Consider the following 22,662-nt stretch of genomic DNA (forward strand, 5'->3'; position numbering starts at 1 on the left):
CGGCCAGAACGCCGTCGATAGAAACCAGGGGGAGTTAACACCGTGTCCGACAACGCGGGGACCGTCTCGAGTCCCCTCACCACCGCAAGTGCCCTGCGCTGCCCGCACGGCGGCACCGTGAGGCCCGCACAGGGCGCCCCGGGCCGGGTGCGCATCGCCGGGGTGCCGGTCGCCAGGGCCGGTGACGCCTTCGTCGTCACCGGCTGTCTCCACACCGTCGGCGGCCGGCCCCGTCCGTGCGTCACCGTCCGGTTCAGTCCCGGCAGCGGCGCCCGGCCACTGACGGACGGGCGTCCGGTGCTGCTGAGCACGACGGCCGCACAGTGTTTCTCCGCCGATCTCATGCCGCAGGGTCCGCCCGTCGTCGGCACGTCACAGCAGGGGGTGAGCTGCCGATGAGTACGCGCAAGCCGCGCACCGACATCGCGTTCCCGTTCCGCATCGACCGCAGGGGCCGCACCGCGCACGCCCCCTACGAGGAGCATGTGCGGGACCTGATCGAGCAGTTGCTGTTCACCAGTCCCGGGGAGCGCGTGATGCGGCCCGACTTCGGCTGCGGGCTGCTGGACCTCGCGTTTGCGCCGAACAGTCCCGAACTCGCCGCCACCGTCGAGATGTCCGTGCAGGGCGCGCTTCAGCGCTGGCTCGGCGACCTCGTCGAGGTGGAGGGCGTCGACGTCTCCGGCGAGGAGGAGACCGTGCGCGTCCGGCTCCGCTACGTCATCCGGCACGGCGCGGGCGCCGTCCGCCGCGACGACCTCTTCGAAGGGAGGACTGCCGCGTGAACAGCTCACGGCAGCAGCAGTTGGTCTGCCGCACCGACACCCGGCGGGCGAAGATCCGCGCCGCCCGCCTCGGCGGAGTGGACGGGGTGGAGGTGGGCGACGACGGACGCACCCTCACCGTCACCTTCCTCGGCAAGGCCCCGCACGGCATATGTCCCGGCAACGTCCGCATCGACGGCGGACGCCGCATCACGGGCCTGACGGTGGAGAGCGTCAGCGTCGAGCGGGAGGAGGACCCCGAACTGGACGACCGGCTGCTCGTCGTCCTCGACCGCACCGGCGACACCACCCCGTACCGCCTCTCCCTCGTCGCGGAGGGCCCCGGCGGACGGCCGGGCAGCGAGCCCTACCCGGGTTTCGACCAGCGCTACTACAGCGCCGACTTCCGCTTCGGCACCGACTGCCCGTCGCCTTTCGACTGCGCGGACGACGGGGACGAGTGCCCCCCGGAGGACTCGCGCGAAGGCGGCGCCCCCGTGCCCGTCATCGACTACACGGCCCGCGACTTCGACACGCTGCGCCAAGTCGTCCTGGACCGCCTCGCGTTGACCGCGCCCGACTGGCGTGAGCGGCACCCGGCGGACCTCGGCGTCACCCTCGTGGAGCTGCTGGCTCACACGGCCGACCGGATCAGCTACCAGCAGGACGCCGTCGCCACCGAGGCCTATCTGGACACGGCCCGCCGCCGTGTGTCGGTGCGACGGCACGTGCGGCTCATCGACTATCCGATGCACGACGGCTGCAACGCGCGGGCCTTCGTCACGCTGGAGGTCGCCGAGCCGCTGGTACTGCACCCCGGCAGCTACCGCTTCGCCTCGATCGACCTCCGTACGCCCGGACTTCACGAGCCGCCCGCCCCCGGCACCGTTCTCGACGAGGAGGAACTCGCCGGTCTCGACGAGCGCGGCGCCGCCGAGATCTTCGAACCCCTCGACGGCCGGCTGCTGCGCCTGCACCCGGCGCACAACACGATCCGGCTGTGGACCTGGGGCGACGAGCAGTGCTCCCTGCCCAGGGGCGCCACCGCGGCGACGCTGCGCGACGAGTGGGCCGACGACGAACACACCTGCCGCATCCTGCAGTTGAGGCCGGGTGACCTGCTGATCCTGGAAGAGGTGCGCGGCCCGCGCACCGGCACCCCGGGGGACGCGGACCCGGCGCACCGGCAGCCCGTTCGGCTCACCTCCGTCACCGAGTCCGTCGACGAACTGATGGGCCGGCCCGTGCTGGAGGTGACGTGGGCGCCCGAGGACGCACTCCGCTTCCCGCTGGTGCTCTCCACTCTCGGCGGGCCCGACTGCGAGCACGTCACCGACGTCAGCGTGGCCCGCGGCAACACCGTCCTGGCGGACCACGGCCGCTCTCTCACCTGGAACGGCGGGGAGCCGGAGACGGTGGTGCTGCCGCCCGAGCCCGCCGTGCTGCCGTCCTGCGAACCGGAGTCCGGCTGCGCCGACCGCCAGTCCGGCAATCCGCCCGCCCGGCTGGTCAACTCCCTTCTGCGGAAGGCGGATCACGGTCATCAGCTCACCCCGGACGGCGTGCGCGAACTGCACGCGGTCCTGGGTGCCGACGCCACCACTCGTGCCGGGATCGGCCTGGAGAACGCGGGGCTTCGGGGGGAGCGGGTCCACCCGGCGACCGTGCACGGACAGGCCGCGGCCCTGCGGACCCTGCTCGCCCAGTCCGTCTACCCGGGCATCGCGCCTCGTCCCCGTCCCGTGCTGGAGAACCCGTCCGTCGTGCAGGCCGTGCCCTACCCGGAGCCGCGGCACATCGCCGCCGGGCAGGCCGAGCGGCTGGCCGCCCTGCCGGAGGCCGTACGGCGGCGGCTGACCGGACTGTGGCGTTCGGCCCGTGACCGCGACGGACTCTCCGACGACGAAATCGCCGAGCTGACAGTCCTGTTCGGCCTGCGGCTGCTGGAGCGGCTGGCTCTGCGCGAGCATCCCGTCGCAGCCCTGCGGGAGTTGCTGCACCGCAGGGAGCACCACCTCGGGGGGAAGCTGCGGCGACTGGCCGTGCTGACCGCCCGGGCCCGTGCCGGCACCGTGCTGGACGACCGCATCTTCTGGGAGATCACCCGCACTTGGGGCCCCGCGTATGCGGCCGGGCTGCACCCGGACGATCCCGTGCTGCACGGAGGAGCGGCGTCCGCCGCCGCGCAGGACCCGCGCTCGGCGCTGCCCGCCGTCGTCGCCGTCAGCGACAGCGGTGACGACAGTGGGCCGGGGGACCGCGCACACGTGTGGCTGCCGCGCCGCGATCTGCTCGAAAGCGGCCCGTACGACAGGCACTTCACCGGTGAGCTGGAGGACGACGGCCGCCTCGCCCTCCGCTTCGGCGACGGCCTGTACGGGGCCGTGCCCGAACCGGGCAGCCGGCTCGCCCTGCACTACCGCACGGGCGGCGGCACCGCCGGCAACGTCGGCGCCGAGGCGATCGGCCATCTCGTCCTGCGCCGCGACCCGGACGCGGTGGACGCGGCCGAGCCGATGCCCGTCGCCGGGGTGCGCAACCCGCTGCCCGCGGTCGGCGGCACCGCTCCCGAACCGGTCGACCAGGTGAAGCAGCTGGCGCCCCTCGGCCTCAAACGCGACCGGCTCCGCGCCGTCACCGCCGAGGACTACGCGCACCTGGCGGCGCGGGTTCCGGGCGTGCAGCGGGCGGCGGCGGAGATCCGCTGGACGGGCAGCGTCTCGGAGGTGCACGTCGCGGTCGACGCGTGCGGCTCGGACGAGCCGCCGGCCAGTCTGCTGGCCGCTGTCGAGCAGGCGCTGGAGGGCTGCCGGAGGATCGGCCACGACCTGGTCGTCCGTCCGGCGCTGGCCGTCCCGCTCGACATCGCCCTGACGGTGTGCGCGGCTCCCGGCCATCAGCACGGGCAGATCCTCGCGGAACTGCACCGCGTGCTCGGCCCTCGCCGGCTGCCCGGCGGACGCGGGCTCGGCTTCTTCCACCCGGACGCCCTCACCTTCGGCGAACCGGTCAGGCTCTCCCGCCTGGTCGCGGCGGGAGCGGCGGTGGCGGGCGTGGAGAGCATCCAAGTGACAAGGCTGCGCAGGCAGTTCCACGAGGTCCCCCTCGCTTCGCGGGGAGGTGCCCCCAGAGGAGAACTGGAGGACGGAGTGCTGCGGCTCGGACCGCTGGAGATCGCGCAGTGCGACAACGACCCGGTGCTGCCGGAGAACGGCAGGCTGGAGATCACGCTCGCGGGTGGGGGCACCCCCGGCGACGCCTGGGGGAGTGACGCCCGATGAACACCACGTCGCACAACACCTCGCCATGCGCCGGGAGTTCACCCGGCCCCGGCCCCGGCCCCGCCTCCGATTGCGGTTGCGGCTGCGGTGGGCACGACGAGAACCGCGCACCCGCCGCTCTCCACAACCCTCCCGGGCGCACCGCCCTGGAGCTGAGGACCGGCACCCACGCATCGTTCCTCGCCGCCATGCTCGACCGGCTCGCCTCACCCGCCTATCCGGCGCTGCGCGGTCTCACGGCGCGTTCCACCGACGACCCTGCCGTCGCGCTGCTCGACGCGTGGGCCGTCCTCGGTGACCTGCTCACCTTCCACTCCGAACGCATCGCGGACGAGGGCTACTTGCGCACGGCGGACGAGCACGGCTCGCTCGCGATGCTGGCCCGCCTCGTCGGTCACAGGCCGCGTCCCGGCGTCGCCGCGGGCACGTACCTCGCGTACACGGTCGACCGCGACCCGCGCGCGGACGGGAATGCCGAGGTGCTCATCCCGCGGGGTTCCCGCAGCCACAGCGTGCCGGCGGCCACGAGCGACGAGGCGCAGACGTACGAGACCGACGAGGACCTCGCGGCGCGCGCGGAGTGGAACCGGCTGAAGGTGCGCCGCCGCCGTCCTTCGCTGATCGTCCCCGGCGACCTGAAGAAGCGCTCCGAGATCTTCGTGGCGGGCACGGACGTACCCCTGCGGAAGGGGGACGACCTGCTCTTCGTCTTCGGCGGCGGCAAGCCCGCGCTGCTGTCCGTCGCCGGCACCCGCATCGACCGCGACGACGACGTCACCGCGATCCGGCTGCCGGACTCCGCACCGCCGAGCCTGAAGGAGCTGGTGGAACTCCTCCGTTCGTGGATCACCGTGCCCGAACCGGAGGAGCCCGGCGCGGCGGACGCGGAGAACGCGGCGGACGCGGAGGACTCCGGGAAAGCGGAGAGCGCCGAGAACGGGGCGGACGGAGCGGAGAAGACCGGGACGGCGGAGAACGCGGACGACGCGCAGAACGCGGAGGACGCGCGGAACGACGGCGGAGAGGTGGAGGCGGCGGCGGAGACCCCGTCCGCGTCCCGGCCCGCGCCGAATCCCCGCCCCGTCAGCCGGCTGATCGAGGACTTCGACGAGCAGGTTCTCGCCCCGCTCCGCGAGGACCTCGAACACCTCGTCAATGCACGGGAGTTCGTGCACCGTCTTGCTCAGCCCCGCGAGCGGCTCGCCGAGGCGCAGGCCCTGGCCGCGCCGTACGAGGAGCCCGCCGCGTGGTTCGCGGAGCTCGCCGCGATGCTCGGCGAACTCGCGGAGCGGGCCGCCGAGTTGGGTTCCGTAGGGGAGCCCGCACCGTCCTCACCGGCACCCGGGGGCGGCACGTCCGCGCTGCGTGTGCTGGACGCGGTGCTGCCCGCGTTCCGCTCGTCGGGACGGATCTCGCCGCCCGCCGGCCGTTCCGGAGCCGGCCACGGCCGGGGCCTGGGAGCCGGTCCGGCCCCGGTCCTCGCCGCCGGGCTGCTGGGCGCGCTGGAACCCGCCACGGGCCGGGAGCTGTACGGCGCCTGGCAGCGGGCGAAGCCCGCGGGTGCTGCCGCTCCGCCGGTGCCGGACGCGCTGCGGGAGCTGCTGGCGATGGGGGTCACCGCCGCCCCGTTCGGTTCCACCGCTCCGCTCAAGCCCGTACAGGACACCACGGGCCGCGTCGTGCAGACGACGGACTGGCCGCTGAGCGGCGCCGAACTCACCGGCATCCGCATCGAGTTCGACCCGGCCGGAAAGGTGCCGCAGCGCGCCGAGTTCGGCTACGCCCGCTACGACCTGTCCCGGCAGCGCACCGAGGCCCTGCCCGCGGACACCTCGTTCACGCTCGGCCCCGGCCGGGTCGAACTGCACTCCCGCACCGGGCAGGACCACGGCCTGAGCTGGCTGAACCGGCGGCCCGAGACGTCGCAGGAACCCGGAGTCACCGTCCGGCTGCATCCGGGCCTGCCCGAGCGCACCGTGTTCATCTCACGTCCCGGCGAGGAGGGCGCCGTCCAGGTGGCCGTGCACAACGGCGAGACGGCGGGCTGGCTGCTGAAGCCCGGCGAGGAGCAGAGGGCACGTCAGGGCGACATCGAGATCACCGCCCGCTACACCACCCGCAGCGAACCGGCTTCCGTCGAGGTCGTCCTCGCCACGGTGCCCGATCCCGAAGGCCGCAGCATCCTCCGGCTGGACGGCGTGTACGAGAACATCGAGGTGGGCAGCCGGGTCGTCGTCAGCAGGCCCCGCAAGGGCGCCGACGGAGGAGTGCCCGGCGACAAGGACCTCGCTTTCGTCAGCACCCGCGTCATGGCCGCGCGCACCGCCTCCTACGCGGACTACGGCATCACCGGACGCGGTACGGAACTCACCCTCGCCGACCCCTGGCTCGACGAGCGCGACGTGCTGCTCTCCCACATCCGGGACACGACCGTGTACGCGGCGGGCACCGAACTGCGCCTCGCCGACGAGCCGTTGGACGACGACGTGCACGGCAACGAGATCGTGCTGGACCGGCTGTACGAGGGCATCCGCCCGGGCCGCACGATCGCCGTCAGCGGCGAACGCACCGACGTGCCCCACACCTCCGGCGTCCACGCCACCGAAGTCGCCGTCGTCGCCCGCGCAGAGCAGTACCTCGACCCGCGGCTGCCCGGCGATCACGTGCACACCGTGCTCACCCTCACCGGGGACCTGGAGCACCGGTACCGCCGCGAAACCGTCGTCGTGCAGGGCAACGTCGTCTCCGCCACCCACGGCGAGAGCCGCGAGGAGGCCATCGGCAGCGGCGACGCCGGCCGCACGCACCAGACGTTCACGCTCTGGCAGGCGCCGCTGACATGGCTGCCGGACGCCGGTCCGCTGGGCGCGCGTCCCACCCTGGAGATCCGCGTCGACGGGCTGCTGTGGCATCCCGTCGACAGCCTCGCGGGCCGCGGCCCCACCGAGCGCGTGTACGTCACCGGCACGGCGGGCGACGGCCGCACCACGGTCACCTTCGGCGACGGCGTGCACGGTGCGCGGCTGCCGTCCGGGCACGAGAACGTCCGCGCCCGCTACCGGTTCGGCACGGGTGCGGAGGCCAACGTCGCCGCAGGGCGCATCACTCAGCCCGTCACCCGCCCGCTCGGCGTCACGGGCGTGACCAACCCCGTGCCCGCCACGGGCGGCGCCGACCCCGACGGGCCGGCGCACGCCGCCGCGTCCCGCAGGCCCGGACGTCTTCCCGCGGGCCGGCGCCGCATCCCGCTCGCCGTCTCCGCACTCGACCGGCTCGTCTCCGCGCAGGACTACGAGGACTTCGCCCGCTCCCGCGCCGGGATCGGCAGGGCCGTCGCCCGTGAAGTCACCGACGGCAGGCGGCGGTTGCTGCATCTGACCGTCGCCGGGGACGACGACATCCCGCTGGAGCCTCACTCGCGGACCCTGCGGGCGCTGCGCACGGCGCTCGCGCAGTACGGCGACGGACGTCTGCCGGTGCGCGTCGGGACCCGGGAACTCGTGGTGCTCGTCGTCGCCGCGAAGGTGAAGGTCGCCCGCGACCACTCCTGGCAGTACGTGGAGCCGCGGCTGCGGCAGGCCCTCCAGGCCGAACTGGGCTACGCCGGCCGGGACCTGGCCGTGCCCGCCCGGCCCTCGGACGCGCTCGCAGCAGCGCACACGGTTCCCGGCGTCGACTGGGTGGACCTCGACGTCTTCACGGGCATCCCCGAAGGCACCCCGCCGCAGCAGATCGTGGACCGGCTGACGCGTCCCGGCCCGCCGGGCACCGTCCCGGCCCGCCCGGCGGGGTACGACGAACAGTTCCACCGCGTCACCGCGCCCGAAGGCGAAACCCTTAGCCACATCGCCGGCCTGCGGGGGATCTCCCTGGAGGAACTGCTGCGGCTCAACCCCGACATCACCGACACACGCCCGCTGCCGCGCGGCCGCTCCGTGTGTGTCTTCCGCGGCATCCGAGCGGCCCAGTTCGTGCTGCTGCCGCCGAACAACGCCGACTCGCTCGTCCTGACGGAGGTCGAACAGTGACCAGGCAGCCGGACCACCTCGCAGACCTGCTCCCGCAGTGGCACCGCCTGCGGGACGCCGAGCAGGGGGAGCCGCTGCGCGCCCTGCTCGCCGTCGTCGCGGAACAGTCCGACCGGATACGCACCCAGGTCGAACAGGGCTACGACGACTGGTTCGTGGAGACCGCCGCCGAGTGGGCCCTGCCCTACCTCGGCGATCTCGTGGGCCACCGTCCGCTCCCCGGATACGAGCGGGTTCTCGCCTCCGGCACGGACGGACCGGCCGGCGCCTCACGGCGGCGCCTCGCCGAAGTCCTCTCGCCGCGCCGGGACGTCGCCGCCACCGTCGCCGACCGGCGCCGCAAGGGCACACTTCCGCTGCTCGAGGAACTCGCGGAGAGCATCGCCGGGTGGCCCTCCCGGGCCGTCGAACTCTCCCGCGGGCTCGCCCATCACCAGCCGGTGCGGCTCTACGGGGCGGCCACACCCGCCGCCGATGTGCGCAGGGCAGGCCGGGGCAGACTCGCCGACCTGCGCGAGCGCGACAAACTCGACCTGGCGGCAGGCCCGTTCGGCACCCTCGCGAGGACCGCCGACGTGCGGCGTGCGGACTCCCGGCGCCGTCAGGGCGGCCACACCCCGGCCGGCGTCGGCCTGTACGTGTGGCGGCTGCGCCCGTACTCCGTCACCCGTGCGCCCGCGTACTGCATCGACCGGGCCCGCAACCTGTACACCTTCTCCGTACTGGGCAACGACACCCCGCTCGTGACGAAGCCCGAACCCGAGCCGCACGCCGCGCACATCGCCACGGCGGACAACCTGCCCGACGCCATCGGGCGCCGGCGTCTCGCCGACCGCCTCGCCGACTACTACGGGCCCGGCAAGAGCTTCACCGTCTGGCGGGACGGACAGGACGAGCCGGTGCCGATGGAGGACATCGTCGTCGCGGACCTGACCGACTGGCGCTACCGCCCGCGGCGCGGCCAGATCGCCGTGGACCCGGAGCTGGGCCGCATGGCCTTCGGCGCCCGCTCGGCACCCCGGCAGGGCGTGTGGGTCACCTACCACTACGCCTTCTCCGACGAGACGGGCGGCGGCGAGTACGTCCGCGAACGCCCGGCGACGCCGGGCGCGACCGTCTACCGGGTCGGTCCCGGCGAGGCACACGAGCGGATCATGGACGCCTACGCCCGGTGGCGCGAGGACCGGGCGGGCGGCCGCTGCCCCGGCGAGGGCATCATCGAACTCGCCCACAGCGGGACCTGGCAGGAGCAGCTCGACTTCGACCTGGAGCCCGGCGACCGTCTCCGGATCCGCGCCGCCGAGGGCACCCGCCCCGTCGTCCGCCTCCTGGACTGGTACAGCAACCGTCCCGACGCGCTCAACATCCGTGCCGCCGAAGGGGACTGCGCACCCGGCGAGGAGCCGCGGGCCGTCCTCGACGGGCTGCTCATCACCGGCCGGGGCGTCCACGTGACCGGGCCGGTCGGGGCCGTCGTGCTGCGGCACTGCACCCTCGTGCCGGGCTGGAGCCTGGAGGAGGACTGCGGCCCGCACTCCCCGCAGGAACCCAGCCTCGTCCTCGAATCCACCACTGCCTGCGTGGAGATCGACCGCAGCATCCTCGGCACGATCGAGGTCATCGGCGACGAGGCCGGCACCGACCCGCTGCCGCTGCATCTGCGGGACAGCATCCTCGACGCCACGGGCCACGACCGGGAGGCGCTCTCCGCCCCCGACTGCCGGCACGCGCACGCCGTCCTCCACGCCCACCGCACCACCGTCATCGGTGAAGTGCACACGCACGCCGTGCAGATCGCGGAGAACAGCATCTTCACCGGGCGGGTCGAGGTGGCACGCAAACAGATCGGCTGCATGCGCTTCAGCTACGTCCCGCACGGCTCGCGCACACCGCGCCGCTTCCGCTGCGTCCCCGACCGGGAACGTCCGCAGACCCGCACGGTGCGGCCCGTCTTCACCAGCGAGCGCTACGGCACACCCGCCTACGCGCAACTGGCCGCGGGATGCCCCGAGGCCATCGGCCGCGGCGCCGACGACGGCGGTGAACTCGGCGCGTTCCACGACCTGTACCAGCCGCAGCGCACGGACGGCCTCCGGGCACGTCTCGCCGAATACGCCCCGGCCGGCACGGACGCCGGGATCTTCTTCGTCACGTGAACCAGTGAACGGACGGTTCCGGCAGGCTCGTTGACCGGAACCGTCCGAGCCCGGCCCGCAAGCTTCCGTACGCACGCACCGCCCGCTCCGCACGGCGGGCACCACCGAGGGGGATTCCTTCCATGCACGCAGATCTGTCCCGCAGCACCTTCCGGCCGCAGCGGCACTACTCCGCCGTCCTGGCCCAGCAGGGCCGCGTCCAGCTCGACGCCGACGCCAACGAGCAGGCCGCCATCCAGCTGCACCACGCCCGCACCACCACCGCCGACCTGATCGGGCAGCACGGCGGGCCCACCGGCGCCGCGGGGTTCCGCATCCGGTTCGTGGGCACCAGCGGCGAGCTGGACGACCTGGAGATCGGCCCCGGCCGGTACTACGTCGACGGCATCCTGTGCGAAGCGGACCGCCCCGACCCGGGCGTTCCCGTGCCGGACGAGAAGGACCGGGACGGCAGGGACGAGGACGAAGGAGACAGCGGCAAGAAGCCGCAGCAGCAGAGCAGTTGGACGTACTGGGACCAGCCCTGCGCCCACCTGGACCCGGAGCGCCCCGGCGACCGGCTTCCCGCGCAGCGCCCCTACCTGGCCTACCTGAAGGTGTGGGAGCGGGCCGTCACCGCGGCCGAGGACCCCTACCTGCGGGAGACGGCCCTCGGCGCCGCCGTCACCGACACCGCCGCCCGGCGCAAGGTGATCTGGCAGGTGCGGACCCTGCCGGGCGACGAGCTGGGCCTGGAGGACGACCAGCCGGACAAGGACGCCCTCCGCGAGGCGTTCACCAAGTGGGCCCGGGCGAGGGACACTTCGGCAGGGAAGCTGGCGGCCCGCAGCGAACGCCCCGACGGTGCGGACGACGAACCCTGCCTCGTCCGTCCCGACGCCCGCTACCGCGGCCCGGAGAACCAGCTCTACCGCGTGGAGATCCACCAGGGCGGCGACGCGGGGACAGCCGGCTTCAAGTGGTCCCGCGAGAACGGCTCCGTCACCTTCCCCGTCGACGAACTCGACGGCACCTGGGCGTCGTTGGGCACTCTCGGCGACGACAAGGCGCTCGGCCTGGACGTCGGCGACCTCGTCGAGTTCACCGACACGGCGACCTCGGACCGCCAGGACGCGACACCGCTGCTGCGCATCGAGGAGGTCGACCTGCCCGGCCGGCAGGTGCGGCTGTCCGCCGAACCGGAGACGTACCGGCCCGGCAAGTACCCCTTCCTGCGCCGCTGGGACCACCGCGCCCCCGGCCACGGCCAGGGCGGCAGGCACGGAGACGAGGGTCGGCTGCGCGAGGGTGCCCTCCCGGTCGAGGAGGGACGCTGGCTCGCCCTGGAGGACGGCGTCGAGGTCTACTTCGCCGAGGGCGGCACATACCGCACGGGCGACTACTGGCTCGTCCCCGCCCGCACGGCGAACGGCGAGGTCGAGTGGCCGGTGGACGCCGCCCGCCGTCCGCTGCTCCAGGACCCGGCGGGAATCGCCGTCCACTACGCGCCGCTGGCGTGGGTGATGGGCGAGGGCACCGCATCCGACCTCCGGTACGTCTTCAAGCCCCTGGCCTCCGCCGTTCCCGCGGCGAGCGAGGAGGAGTTGGCGCTGGAGGTCCGGGCGGCCGAGGAGGAGGCCCTCGCACAGCAGCAGGCCGAGGACGACGCGGCTCCGCTGTACCCCGGGACCGGCGGCAAGTGACCGGGCCCGGGGCGGTGCGGACGAGCGGCACGGAGAGAGCGAGCAGGCACACCACGTTCTGCGAGGACGGGACGCGTCCAGGGCGGCGCATCCAGGGAAGGGGGATACCGAGATGGCGAAACCACTGAGCGCGGACCGTTTGGTGAAGGCCCTCAAGGCCGAGGGCCTGACGGTCCACGAGGTCCGCAACTGGCGGCGTCACAACCGCAATTCGAAGGGCGCCTGGGGTCCGCTGAACGGTGTGATGATCCATCACACCGTGACCTCGGGCACCGAGGGAAGCGTCCGCCTGTGCTACGAGGGGCGTTCGGGCCTGCCCGGGCCGCTGTGCCACGGTGTCATCGACAAGAAGGGCGAGGTGTGGCTCGTCGGCAACGGCCGCGCCAACCACGCCGGTCTCGGCGACGGGGACGTCCTGAGCGCGGTGATCGCCGAGCGGAAGCTCCCCCACGACAACGAGGCCGACACCGACGGCAACGCGCGCTTCTACGGATTCGAGTGCATCAACCTCGGCAACGGCAAGGACCCGTGGCCCAAGGCGCAACTGGAGGCCATCACCCGCGTCTCGGCGGCCATCTGCCGCGCGCACGACTGGACGGAACGCTCCGTCATCGGTCACAAGGAGTGGCAGCCCGGCAAGGTCGATCCGCGCGGCTTCACGATGGACAGCATGCGCGGACGGATCGCCGACCGGCTGAAGAAGAAGCCGGGCGACGGAGGACCGGTGGGTGACGGCGGCGGAGGCGGCGGTGGCGGTGGTGGCGGTGGCAGCAAGCCCGCCCACGAGCCCTTCCCCGGCAGCGACTTCTTCCACGAAGGACGCGTCAGCCCCGTCATCACCGCGATGGGCAAACGGCTGGTGGCGGAAGGCTGCTCCGAGTACAAGGTCGGCCCCGGCCCCCGCTGGACGGATGTCGACCGCCGTTCGTACGCCGCGTGGCAGCGCAAGTGCGGCTACCGAGGCAAGGACGCGGACGGCATCCCGGGGCCGGACAGCTGGAAGAAGCTGAAGGTCCCCAACGTCTGAGCATCTCCGGGCATCTTCGGGCTCTCTGAGCATCTCTGAGAACGGCTCCTGAGAGCCGGCACCGACCGCCGGGCAGCCTGTACACCTCGCCGCCCGGCACGAACCACATCCGGCACGAACCACATACGGAGCCCGCGGCCTGCGGTCAGGCCGCGGGCTCCGCATGTGGACGGCGGGCCGCCCGGGGGCCCGGACGCCGCAGTGCGGAAGCCCGGTTCGCCGGCGCGTTCCGAGGTTCCCGGCGTCCGGGCCCTCACGCACCCGGCCCGTCCGTCATCCTCGGCGGACGGGCCCGGAAGCCGGCCGTTGCACGCCTCGGAAGCGGCGCGGACGGTCTCCGGTCGGGCCCTCTCCAGGTCGGGCCCTCTCCGGTCGGGCTTTCTCCGGGCGAGCGCCCTCTCCGCAACCCCCTCGGGCGCAAATCGCCCGCAAATCGCCCTCATTCCGGCCCGGTTGAGGCACAAGGCCCAAGTCCCGGGGCCCGGGAACCGGCCGGACGGGCCATGGTGACGCCCCCTCCGCAGCTCGACGAGGACGTGCTGTGCTGCCGCGCCGCCGCGGCCCGGCACAGGCGCCCGGGGCCTGCCCTGCGCGGCACCAACCAGCCGCTCACGCGTGCCCGTTGGCGGGTTGTCACGGAAATTTCACCGCGCGAGGTCTATCCGCATAGACAACTCAGTATCACGATAATCGCACCGCTCCACCCCCCAACACATGGGAGCCGACAACCATGCGCACCCGAATACGCCGTGGCGTTCTCGCCACCCTCGTAGCCGCCTGCACGACGGCGGTCACCCTGCTCGGCATCACCCCCGCCCACGCCGCACTCCCCACCCCCATCGCCGCCTCCACGGCCCGCTCGTACCTCTCCTCCATGACCGTCACGACCGAGCACTCCCGCGACGGCTACGACCGCGACCTCTTCCCGCACTGGATCGGCATCAGCGGCAACTGCAACACGCGCGAGACGATCCTCAAGCGCGACGGCAGCGGCGTCGTCACCGACTCGTCCTGCGCCGCCACCAGCGGCAGTTGGTACTCCCCGTACGACGGCGCCACCTGGAGCGCGGCCTCCGACGTGGACATCGACCACCTCGTCCCCCTCGCCGAAGCATGGGACTCCGGGGCCCACAACTGGTCGACCTCCAAACGGCAGGACTTCGCCAACGACCTCACGCGGCCTCAACTCCTCGCCGTCACCGACAACGTCAACCAGTCCAAGGGCGACCAGGACCCCGGCACCTGGTGGCCCTCCCGCACCGCGTACCGGTGCACCTACGCCCGCGCCTGGGTCCAGGTGAAGCACCACTACGGACTCACGGTCGACTCCACGGAGAAGAGCGCCCTCTCCTCGGTCCTCAACGGCTGCTGATGCCACGGCACCCGTCCCCGGGCGCCGCACCGGCCCGCTGAACTCGCGGAAGCCGGAGGGGAGTCGGGGGACGGGGGCGGTGGAAGGCCCGCCCGGTCCAGTACGCAGAGCACAGGGCGGCCAAGGCCCGACGGGGCCGAGGTCCACGTCGCAGCAGTCCGGTTCGCCTCGCAAGGCGATCACCGGCAGGCGGGCCCCGGCCACTGCCCGCACGAGCCGGTCACACCCGGCAGAGGAGCGGGTCCCCCGGCGCCCGGCCCCGCTACTCGCGGTTCCCGAGCAGCGGGTCGTTCCCGTCCCGTCGCGCCGGGGCCGAACGCGGCAACGCTGCCGGACCGGCCCCGCCCCGAGTGCGTAAAGCGGCGGAAGCCCCCACAGTGGTTCAGAGGTCGTGGCGTGCCTCTGTCCTCACCTGCCGGAGGTGGACGTATGACCGGGACCGTCGTCGTCGGCCTCGACGGATCGGCGCAGAGCCGGGCCGCGGCCCGGTGGGCCGCTTCCGAGGCCGTGAGCCGCGAAGCCGTCCTCGACCTTGTGCACGTCGTCGCGTCCGGCCCGTCGGCCGGGCCGGCGGTCCCCGCCGGAGAGCTCGGCTCCGTGCCCGGCCAGGGCGAGATGATCACGCGTGAGGCCGACGAGGAGCTGGCCGAACGGCACCCCCGCCTGCGTATGACGCGCAGGGTGCTGACCGGGAGGCCCGACCGGCTGCTGTGCGAGCTGACCTCCGGCTCCGACCTGGTCGTCCTCGGCTCACGCAACCTGGATCCCGTGGCCGGGTTCCTGATCGGCTCCGTCGCCCTCCGTGTCGTCGCACACGCGCGCTGCCCGGTCGTCCTCGTACGCTCCGCGAGGCGTGAGCCCTCCGCGCCGCCCGGCGTACCGGCTTCGGGGCATGTGCTGCTCGGCGTGGATCTCCCCGGCCCGGCGGACGAGCTGGTCTCCTTCGCCTTCGGCGAGGCCGCACGGCGGGGCTGCGGGCTGCGCATCGTCCACGGCTGGCAGATGCCCCTGACGATGCTCGCCGTGCGCCAGACGGCCGAGCCGTCCAGGCTCCCCGCCGAGCTGGGCGAGGAGAGAGCCGAGGCCCTGCACTTGGCGCTGCGGCCGTGGCGGGAGAAGTACCCCGGGGTCCGCGTGGACGAGTGCGCACTCCAGGGCCGCCCCGCGAGGCACCTGCTGAAGGAAGCCCAGGACGCCTCGGTCGTGGTGGTCGGCCGCCGTGTCCACCGGGCCCCGGCCTCCACACCCATCGGCGCGGTCACACACGCGGTGCTCCACCACGCGACCGTCCCCGTGGCGGTCGTCCCGCACTGACACGGTGCGGCGTGCCGTCGCCGCGGAGCGCCCGTGCAGGGCGTCCGCGCCTGCACGGGGGACAGGCCAACTGACGTGTCATGCAGAGAAGTTGCACGCCTCTGATGCCGACCCTGACGTCCGGTTATTCGGTTGCCGCCGGCCGGCACGGCCGGATAGGAAGCTCGCATGCTCACAGGCAGCAAGGTCGGGCTCAGGGCCCGGCACGAGGAGGACGTCCCGGTCCTGCAGGCCGAGCTCCACGGCGACGTGGTCAACGCCTCGCGGGCCGACCCGCGGCCGTGGCGGCCGATCACGCCCGGCTCGAAGGACGCGCAGTTCGTCGTCGACGACAAGGAGCAGCGGCACGTCCCGTTCTCCGTGGTGGAGCTGGACGGCGGAGAGCTGGTCGGCAGTGCGCTGCTGTGGAACATCGACAATCACAACCGGTCCGCGCACATCGGGCTGGGGCTGCTGCCGTCCTGCCGTGGCAAGGGTTACGGCACCGACGTGGTCGCGGTGCTGTGCCACTACGGTTTCGTCGTGCGCGGCCTGCACCGGCTGCAGATCGACACGCTCTGCGACAACGCCGCGATGCTGCGCGCCGCCGAGCGCAACGGCTTCGTCCGCGAGGGCGTGCTGCGTTCCTCGGCCTGGGTGATGGGCGAGTTCCTGGACGAGGTGCTGCTCGGGCTCCTCGTGCGGGACTGGCGGCCGGACGCCGGCTGAGACGGCTCGTCAGCCGCCGCGCCCCGTCCGGGCACGCCACACCGACAGGGCGAGCGCCGAGGAAGCCGCGGCCGCGGCGAGTACGGCTGCCGCCGGCGGCACCGTGAACGTGGCGGGCCAGGACAGGTGCCGCGTGTGCTCCGCCAACCACCCTCCGGCGGCCGAGCCGGCGGCGACGCCGGCCAGCAGTGCCGTCACGGCGCACGTCATGCCCTCGTTCAACCGGGCCGCGGGGACGGTCTCCTGGATCAGCGTCATGCCCGTCACCATCGTCGGCGCGGTGCCCATGCCGGCGACGAGCAGCGCGACGGCGAGCACGGGCAGGCTTCCGGCGGCGGCCGCGGTGAGCGGCAGCAACGCCAGAACGGCCATCACGCCGACGCACAGCGCGAAGCGCCGTAGGAGAGCCGTGGCCGGCGCACCTCGCGTGCCGAGGAACAGGCCCGCAACGGCCGACCCCAGCGCCTGGCACGCGAGCACCACGCCCGCGGCCCCTTGCTCTCCGCGCTCGTCGGCGAACGCGATCGTCGCGACCTCCAGCGCTCCGAACAGGACTCCGGTGCACAGGAACGTCACCAACAGCGGCAGGAGGGCGGACAGTCGGAGAGGCGGAGCGGCAAGGCCCGCGTCACGCGGGGCGACCGGCGGCTCCGTGCTGCGCTGCCCTGTGAAGACGAGCATTCCCAGCAGCAGAAGCACGGCCCCGGTCAGCATCCCCGCTTCGGGGAAGAGCCGGGTGCACAGCAGCGCGGCGAAGGGCGGGCCCGCCATGAAGCACAGCTCGTCGGCGGCCTGCTCGAAGGAGTTGGCGGTGTGCCGGGCGGCGGGATCCGCCCGGAAGAGATGTGTCCAGCGTGCCCGCGACATGCCACCGGTGTTCGGCGTGGTGGCAGTTGCCGCGTACGAGATGAAAAGCGTCCAGTCCGGTGTCCCGAACCGTACGCATGCCGCGAGCGACGCCGCCCCGGCCGCCGCGATCACCGCCGCGGGCAGCGCGATCCGTGCCTGCCCGTGCCGGTCGATCAGCCGCGCCGTCAACGGGCCCACCGCGCCGGTGGCGGCCAGCCCCGTCGCGGACACGGCACCCGCCAGCGCGTACGAGTCGCGCGTACTCGCGATCATGATGACCGCGGAGACGCCGAACATCCCCATGGGAAGCCGGGCCAGCAGGTTCCCCACCGTGAAGGCGCGAGCCCCGGGTACGGCGAACAGCCGTGCGTACGGGGCGAGTTGACGGGCCGCACGGCCCGTCGGGCGGACGGTCCCGGCCGGTCGGTCCGCGCTCCGGGGATGCGCGATGAGGGTGTGACCGGTCAGGCCCAGCAGCCGCGTGTCCTCCGGCGAGGAACCGTCATCGCGACGATTACGGCGGGCACCGGCGGCGTCTGGCATGTCCGCCAGCCTCGCGGTCCCCTCGGGCGGCCCTCAACTTGTTTTCGGCGCGGCTGCTTTCCCACCGGGCAGGCGAACAGTTCCGGTCTTGCCGACCTGCCCGCCGCCTTGACCTTGCCCTCGGGGGAAGTCCGAGGGTGACCGCGTCGGGCAATCACCGGGCCTCCGTTACGCGCCCCCGGATGAGGAAAGTGGGCCGAATGAGCTCGCGTTGCGTCATCTTCGACATCGGCGGGGTGCGGTCAACGTCGAGGCCGCCGAAGCGCTGGGCATGCGGGGCCTGCTGTTCGAGGACAACGCGCGGACGATGGCGGACATCGAGAGATATCTGGCCGGTGACGCCTGACTGAGAGGGCCCGGTTGACGAGTTCCCGCTCCGCGCCCTGTCGGCCCGCCGGAGCGCGAGGGGCCTCCTGGGCGGCGCGGCTGCGCCAAGGCGTCGCGGATCTCCGCCGCGCCCGGCTCGTGCAGTTCACGTAAGAGCCCGGACGACGCGTCGGGTGCCCACCGGACCGTCCCGGGGAGGTTTCGTAGGGGCGTGTGCAGGGGTCTTGCGCTGCCGTACCGCGGGTATCAGGATTCACCTCGCTAGTGACCCGCCAGTAACCGAGCCCCGCCGGGGCTGGAACGGGAAGAAGGTCCTGCCATGCCGTCGATCCGCCGAGCCGCTGCCACGGGCCTGGCCGTTCTGCTGCTCTCCGCGCTCGGCGCGTTCGGTGCGGCACCGGCCGGCGCCGCGTCCCCCGACGCCGCGACCTCCGCCGTCACGTCCCCCGACGTCACGTCCCCCGACGTCACGGCCTCCGGGGCCACCGCTCCCGGCGTCGGCGGATACACCGACCCGGCCTTCGCCGAGGACTGCACCTTCCACCACTTCGGCGAGGGCGAGACGCCGCCGCTGAGCATGCTGGGGACGGAGCCGCTGTGCGTCGAGTACGCCAAGCGGGACATCACCGTCTCCAACGGCGGCGCGGTGCGGTTCCTGCTGGCCGAGCCCGCCCGCTTCGCCATCGCTGTTCCGGCCTGCCGCTACTGGCAGCTGGACCACTGGAGCGTGCAAGTGCGGCCCGGCGATCCCGCCTTGGTGGGCTGGGACGGCAGCTACTGGTTCGACAAGGCGTCCGGCACCGCGGGAGCGTCGGTGCGCAACGTGACCGTCGCGGGGCAGCCGGCCGAGGCCGGCGAGGCCGCTGCCGCGCTGCGCCCGTACGATCCGCGGCTCGCCGAGGCCCTCGAGAAGGCGGCCGGCGGCGTCTCGGCCCAACTCCCCGCCTCACTCCCGTGCCTGGGGACCGGCACGTGAGCCCGGGGCCGTCGCGGCGGCAGCTCGTCGCGGCGCTGACGGGCGCGCTGGCCGCCGTCGGCAGCGGCGCTCTCTCCGCAACGCCGGCGGGCGCGGCACCCACCGGGACCAGCAGCACCGGAGCGGCCGCCGGCCCCGCGCCGGGCCCCCTCGACACGGTCGCGACGATCGAGGCGTTCGCCGACACCATGGTCCCCGGCGAGAAGCGGCACGCCCACGACCATGCCGTCGCCGGCGCAGCGCCCGGCCCCGGCGCCGTCCAGGCGGGAGCGGTCGCGCTTCTGCAACTCCCGGAACTCGGTGTCGAATTGCTCCTCCCGGGGCTCGCGGCACTGGTGAACACGGAGGCCACCGCCTGGGCCCTCGCCCGAGGCCGTGTGCTGCTTCCCACCCGCCCCCCGTTCGTCGCACTGGACTTCGACGACCGGACCCGCCTCGCGGGCAAGCTGCTGAGCAGCGCCGGGCCCGACCAGAAGGTCTACGTGCTGCTCGCGCTGTTCAGCGCGGCGGCCTTCGACACCGCCGCCCACCTGCACACCACCGACGCGCTGGAGCGGCGCCACCCCGGACTGACGTGGCTGCGCTTCCCGGAGCCCGACGCGGACGGCCTCTGGCGCTACTCCACGTACTCGTACGGCAAGCAGCTCGCGCAGGAGCATCCGCACACCACCGCCGGAGGCCACCCCGCATGAGCGTCACCGAACGTACCGACGTCCTGGTCATCGGCAGCGGCTTCGGCGGCTCCATACCCGCCTACCACCTGGCGGCGGGCGGCGCCCGGGTCGTCGTGCTCGAACGCGGACCCCGCCTGGGGGCCCGGGACTTCACACACGACCAGCGCATCGGCAGCTACACCCGCATCGTCGACCTGGTGCAGGGCGACGGCATCACCGTCGTCGCGGGAAACTGCGTCGGCGGCTCCAGCGTCGTCTACTTCGCCGCCTCCCTGCGGGCGCCGGGCTTCGTGTTCGAGCGCGAGGGAAGCCTGGGCCGCCGCATCTGGCCCCGGGCCCTGACCCGTTCGGCCCTGGACCCCTGGTACGACAGGGTCGAGGAGACCCTGCCAGTGGCCCGGCAGCAGTGGAATCAAGTGCCCTACCCGGGCGGCCTGTTCGCAGCGGCATGCGAGCGGGCCGGCCGTACGTGCAACCCGGTGCCCGTCGCCGTGGACCTGCAGAGCTGCACCAACTGCAACTGGATGCTGAACGGCTGCCACTTCGACGCCAAACGCTCGATGCTGCTCAACTACCTGCCCGCCGCCACCGCGTCCGGCGCCGAGGTGCGGGCCCTGCACGAAGTGCAGACCATCGCGCCCGCCACCACCCCCGGCTACCGGTACCGGGTCGCGTACACGGTTCTCGACGCGGACGACTACCGGCTCGCCCAGGGCGCCGGGTCCATCGAGGCCAAGGTGGTGGTCCTCGCCGGCGGCGCCATGGGCACCCCGGTACTGCTGCAGCGCTCGGCCGCACTGCTCGGCGGGATGCCGCGCGCGGTGGGCCGGTACTTCTCCGGCAACGGAGACAGGGTCTCCATCGCCGATGTGGACGAGTCGAAAGCCGGCGAACTGCTCGGACTCGAACGGTCCCCGGGCACGGCGTACGAGGGCTTCCCCGTCGGCAAACCGATCGGGTCGATGTCCTACGACCGACTCGACGCGGACGCCGAGGAGTTCACCCGCTTCTCCCTCCAGCAGATCTACTTCCCCGGCATCACGAACATCCTCGCCCAGGCCACGGACAGGCCGGAGTCCGGCTGGTTCGGTGTGGAGAAGAAGGAGCTGCGCTCGCGCTGGAGGTCGTGGCTGTCGGTCCTGGCGATGACCGAGGACGACAACGAGGGCCGGTTCGGGCTTCCGCCCGCGACGGGCAGCTTCACCCGCGTCGCCTCGTCGGTCGGCCTGTCCACACTCCGCTACCGGCCGACCGCCAACACGCTGCGCGGCTGGAAGGCTGCGGACGAGGAGGCACGCGCCGTCCTCGAACGCGACGGCCTGGCCCGGGTGCGCCCCTGGAGCGAGGTGGTCGGCTCGCTCAGCGCCCACCCCCTCTCCTCCTGCCGCATGGGTGACGACCCGGCCACGTCGGCACTCGACGACCACAACGAACTGCGCGGCCACCCCGGCCTGTTCGTGACCGACGGAGCAGCGGTGCCCACGTCGCTGTGCGTCAACCCGTCCCTGACCGTCGCGGCCCTCGCCGAACGCGCCAGCCGCCACATCGTGGACCGGGCAGCCGAGTCGGGCGTGGACGTCCGCTACGGAGCGCCCGCACCCGACGGTTCGACGTCCGGGCGGCGCGGGGTGCTGAAGCTGCTGAACAACCGGTGAACCGCGCCCGCCTCTTCCGGATGCTGTGACCGAGCACTTCGCCCGGCCCCTCCGAGTGACACAGTTGGTCGCGTGATGTGCCTCGGCAAGAAGGAGTGTGTCCGATGAGCTCGATGGTGCAACCGGACGGAGCCGCAGGCGGGTTGCCGGAGCGGGTTGCTGCCGTACGCCGTGAGCTCGCCGAGCACGGACCTCCGCGGAGTCCCGACGGTGCTCCGGACCACGCCACCGTCTCGCTGCCGGAGCGCGACTGCGATCAGGTGCGTGACCTCCTGGCGGACGAGCAGGCGTGCACGGTCGTCGAGATCGGACTCGCCTACGGCGGCTCCGCACTGGCGATCGGCGAGGCGCTGCTGGGTGCCGGTACCCGGGCCCCGCGGCACGTGGTGATCGACCCGTTCCAGTACACGGTGTACGACGGTGTGGGGTGGGAGCTGCTGCGCAGCGCCGGCCTGGACGGCGTCGCCGAGCTGGTGACCGAACCGTCGCAGCGCTTTCTCGCGAGGCTGGCCGATGTGGGCTTTGCCGCGGACGCGGCGTTCGTCGACGGCAGCCACCACTTCCACAACGTGTTCGTCGACCTCCACTTCCTGGGCGGGATCGTCCGGCCCGGCGGCGTCGTGCTGCTCGACGACGTCTGGTGGCCCTCGGTGGGCGCTGCCGCGGCGTACTTCGAGACCAATCTGGGGTGGCGTCCCATGCCGGGCGCCCTGGACGGCGGGACGACCGACCCGGCCAGTGGCCGACCGCGGACCCGGGCCTACCGGCTGCCCGCTCCGCCCCCGACGCCGGACTTCAAGGAGTTCCGGCCCTTCTGCTGAGCCGGACGGTTCCCGTCTGCTGAGCCGGACCGTCCCCGGGGTGACCACCCCGGTCGCGGGATCCTGTGCCGGTCACCGGCCGGGCGGCTGCCGGTGACCCGGGCCCGTGGGGCGGCGACCTCCTCGGCGGTGCCGGACGCGGCGGCAGGAAAGGCCAAATGCCTGGTCGCCCGGGACCGGCCCCGGCGACGGGCCGGACTCCTCCCGCCGCATGCCGCGACTTCGCCCGCCGCATGCCGTTTCGCCCGGTGCGCCGGCCTCCGGCCCCGTGGGGGAGACCGGGGCTGGGGGCCGGAGGCCGGAGCGGGGGTTCGGGACAACCCCGCGCATCGGGAAAGTACAGATGCTCGTGGTTCAGTGCAAGATGTAACACCGTTCTCTTGTGGTGCTGGGGGTGGAACGGCAGTTCATTCCTGGACTCCGCCCCCAAATGTGCTGGCTGATCCGGATGTTGCCTGCGGCTGACTCGCTCGGTCGCGGGGGTC

At 73.3% G+C, this 22,662-nt stretch carries 16 protein-coding genes; 15 read left to right on the forward strand and 1 reads right to left on the reverse strand.

Annotation, left to right across the window (positions count from 1 at the left end):
• The first annotated feature begins 42 nt into the window (after positions 1 to 42).
• The 10 genes from H180DRAFT_RS01955 to H180DRAFT_RS02000 all read left to right on the forward strand — a co-directional run bounded on the left by H180DRAFT_RS01955 (position 43) and on the right by H180DRAFT_RS02000 (position 16,332).
• On the forward strand, positions 43 to 399 hold the full coding sequence (locus tag H180DRAFT_RS01955) for a hypothetical protein (protein WP_175437704.1): 357 nt from the start codon (positions 43 to 45) through the stop codon (positions 397 to 399).
• The gene (locus H180DRAFT_RS01960) at positions 396 to 785 is read left to right on the forward strand and encodes a GPW/gp25 family protein (protein ID WP_055484168.1); all 390 of its coding nucleotides are present in this window, start codon (positions 396 to 398) and stop codon (positions 783 to 785) included. Before H180DRAFT_RS01955 ends, H180DRAFT_RS01960 begins: the two co-directional genes overlap by 4 nt.
• Positions 782 to 4,045: a putative baseplate assembly protein gene (locus H180DRAFT_RS01965; RefSeq protein WP_254665822.1), complete on the forward strand. Its 3,264-nt coding sequence runs from the start codon at positions 782 to 784 to the stop codon at positions 4,043 to 4,045. Before H180DRAFT_RS01960 ends, H180DRAFT_RS01965 begins: the two co-directional genes overlap by 4 nt.
• Positions 4,042 to 8,073, forward strand: coding sequence for a putative baseplate assembly protein (locus H180DRAFT_RS01970; protein WP_055484169.1), 4,032 nt, complete (start codon positions 4,042 to 4,044; stop codon positions 8,071 to 8,073). Before H180DRAFT_RS01965 ends, H180DRAFT_RS01970 begins: the two co-directional genes overlap by 4 nt.
• Entirely contained in the window at positions 8,070 to 10,229 is a 2,160-nt protein-coding gene (locus tag H180DRAFT_RS01975) for a hypothetical protein (protein ID WP_055484170.1), read from the forward strand. The genes H180DRAFT_RS01970 and H180DRAFT_RS01975 overlap by 4 nt, the downstream gene beginning before the upstream one ends.
• 122 nt (positions 10,230 to 10,351) lie before the next feature.
• Positions 10,352 to 11,911 carry a DUF6519 domain-containing protein gene (locus H180DRAFT_RS01980; RefSeq protein ID WP_055484171.1) on the forward strand — a complete coding sequence of 520 codons (1,560 nt, stop codon included), beginning with the start codon at positions 10,352 to 10,354 and terminating at the stop codon, positions 11,909 to 11,911.
• Positions 11,912 to 12,023: 112 nt separating this feature from the next.
• Positions 12,024 to 12,938 (forward strand): peptidoglycan-binding protein, encoded by a 915-nt coding sequence (locus tag H180DRAFT_RS01985; RefSeq protein WP_055484172.1) that lies wholly within the window; start codon positions 12,024 to 12,026, stop codon positions 12,936 to 12,938.
• 730 nt (positions 12,939 to 13,668) lie between these two features.
• Positions 13,669 to 14,310: an HNH endonuclease family protein gene (locus H180DRAFT_RS01990; RefSeq protein ID WP_055484173.1), complete on the forward strand. Its 642-nt coding sequence runs from the start codon at positions 13,669 to 13,671 to the stop codon at positions 14,308 to 14,310.
• A gap of 429 nt (positions 14,311 to 14,739) precedes the next feature.
• Positions 14,740 to 15,624, forward strand: a complete 885-nt coding sequence (locus H180DRAFT_RS01995) for a universal stress protein (RefSeq protein WP_055484174.1) — start codon at positions 14,740 to 14,742, stop codon at positions 15,622 to 15,624.
• A 168-nt stretch (positions 15,625 to 15,792) separates the two neighbouring features.
• On the forward strand, positions 15,793 to 16,332 hold the full coding sequence (locus H180DRAFT_RS02000; RefSeq protein ID WP_055484175.1) for a GNAT family N-acetyltransferase: 540 nt from the start codon (positions 15,793 to 15,795) through the stop codon (positions 16,330 to 16,332).
• A gap of 9 nt (positions 16,333 to 16,341) precedes the next feature.
• On the opposite strand, the gene H180DRAFT_RS02005 is transcribed toward H180DRAFT_RS02000, so the two are convergent.
• Positions 16,342 to 17,724 carry an MFS transporter gene (locus H180DRAFT_RS02005; RefSeq protein WP_074466553.1) on the reverse strand — a complete coding sequence of 461 codons (1,383 nt, stop codon included), beginning with the start codon at positions 17,722 to 17,724 and terminating at the stop codon, positions 16,342 to 16,344.
• 211 nt (positions 17,725 to 17,935) lie between these two features.
• Here H180DRAFT_RS02005 and H180DRAFT_RS30725 point away from each other — a divergent pair, with 211 nt between their 5' ends.
• The 5 genes from H180DRAFT_RS30725 to H180DRAFT_RS02025 all read left to right on the forward strand — a co-directional run bounded on the left by H180DRAFT_RS30725 (position 17,936) and on the right by H180DRAFT_RS02025 (position 22,177).
• Positions 17,936 to 18,070, forward strand: a complete 135-nt coding sequence (locus H180DRAFT_RS30725) for a hypothetical protein (protein WP_302622421.1) — start codon at positions 17,936 to 17,938, stop codon at positions 18,068 to 18,070.
• A gap of 300 nt (positions 18,071 to 18,370) precedes the next feature.
• Positions 18,371 to 19,027 carry a hypothetical protein gene (locus tag H180DRAFT_RS02010; protein ID WP_055484176.1) on the forward strand — a complete coding sequence of 219 codons (657 nt, stop codon included), beginning with the start codon at positions 18,371 to 18,373 and terminating at the stop codon, positions 19,025 to 19,027.
• Positions 19,024 to 19,719: a DUF5987 family protein gene (locus H180DRAFT_RS02015; RefSeq protein ID WP_368073100.1), complete on the forward strand. Its 696-nt coding sequence runs from the start codon at positions 19,024 to 19,026 to the stop codon at positions 19,717 to 19,719. The genes H180DRAFT_RS02010 and H180DRAFT_RS02015 overlap by 4 nt, the downstream gene beginning before the upstream one ends.
• Positions 19,716 to 21,356 (forward strand): GMC family oxidoreductase N-terminal domain-containing protein, encoded by a 1,641-nt coding sequence (locus H180DRAFT_RS02020; RefSeq protein WP_055484177.1) that lies wholly within the window; start codon positions 19,716 to 19,718, stop codon positions 21,354 to 21,356. The genes H180DRAFT_RS02015 and H180DRAFT_RS02020 overlap by 4 nt, the downstream gene beginning before the upstream one ends.
• 104 nt (positions 21,357 to 21,460) lie before the next feature.
• The gene (locus tag H180DRAFT_RS02025) at positions 21,461 to 22,177 is read left to right on the forward strand and encodes a class I SAM-dependent methyltransferase (protein WP_055484178.1); all 717 of its coding nucleotides are present in this window, start codon (positions 21,461 to 21,463) and stop codon (positions 22,175 to 22,177) included.
• Positions 22,178 to 22,662: the final 485 nt, after the last annotated feature.

The organism is Streptomyces sp. WMMB 322, assembly GCF_900090145.1.
GTDB lineage: Bacteria > Actinomycetota > Actinomycetes > Streptomycetales > Streptomycetaceae > Streptomyces.

Excerpts from the sequence above, each read along its gene's own strand:
- H180DRAFT_RS01970 (WP_055484169.1), top strand. The coding sequence starts at position 4,042 with ATGAACACCACGTCGCACAACACCTCGCCATGCGCCGGGAGTTCACCC.
- H180DRAFT_RS02020 (WP_055484177.1), top strand. The coding sequence starts at position 19,716 with ATGAGCGTCACCGAACGTACCGACGTCCTGGTCATCGGCAGCGGCTTC.
- H180DRAFT_RS01960 (WP_055484168.1), top strand. The coding sequence starts at position 396 with ATGAGTACGCGCAAGCCGCGCACCGACATCGCGTTCCCGTTCCGCATC.
- H180DRAFT_RS02005 (WP_074466553.1), bottom strand. The coding sequence starts at position 17,724 with ATGCCAGACGCCGCCGGTGCCCGCCGTAATCGTCGCGATGACGGTTCC.
- H180DRAFT_RS01990 (WP_055484173.1), top strand. The coding sequence starts at position 13,669 with ATGCGCACCCGAATACGCCGTGGCGTTCTCGCCACCCTCGTAGCCGCC.
- H180DRAFT_RS02000 (WP_055484175.1), top strand. The coding sequence starts at position 15,793 with ATGCTCACAGGCAGCAAGGTCGGGCTCAGGGCCCGGCACGAGGAGGAC.
- H180DRAFT_RS01985 (WP_055484172.1), top strand. The coding sequence starts at position 12,024 with ATGGCGAAACCACTGAGCGCGGACCGTTTGGTGAAGGCCCTCAAGGCC.
- H180DRAFT_RS01980 (WP_055484171.1), top strand. The coding sequence starts at position 10,352 with ATGCACGCAGATCTGTCCCGCAGCACCTTCCGGCCGCAGCGGCACTAC.
- H180DRAFT_RS02025 (WP_055484178.1), top strand. The coding sequence starts at position 21,461 with ATGAGCTCGATGGTGCAACCGGACGGAGCCGCAGGCGGGTTGCCGGAG.
- H180DRAFT_RS02010 (WP_055484176.1), top strand. The coding sequence starts at position 18,371 with ATGCCGTCGATCCGCCGAGCCGCTGCCACGGGCCTGGCCGTTCTGCTG.
- H180DRAFT_RS01995 (WP_055484174.1), top strand. The coding sequence starts at position 14,740 with ATGACCGGGACCGTCGTCGTCGGCCTCGACGGATCGGCGCAGAGCCGG.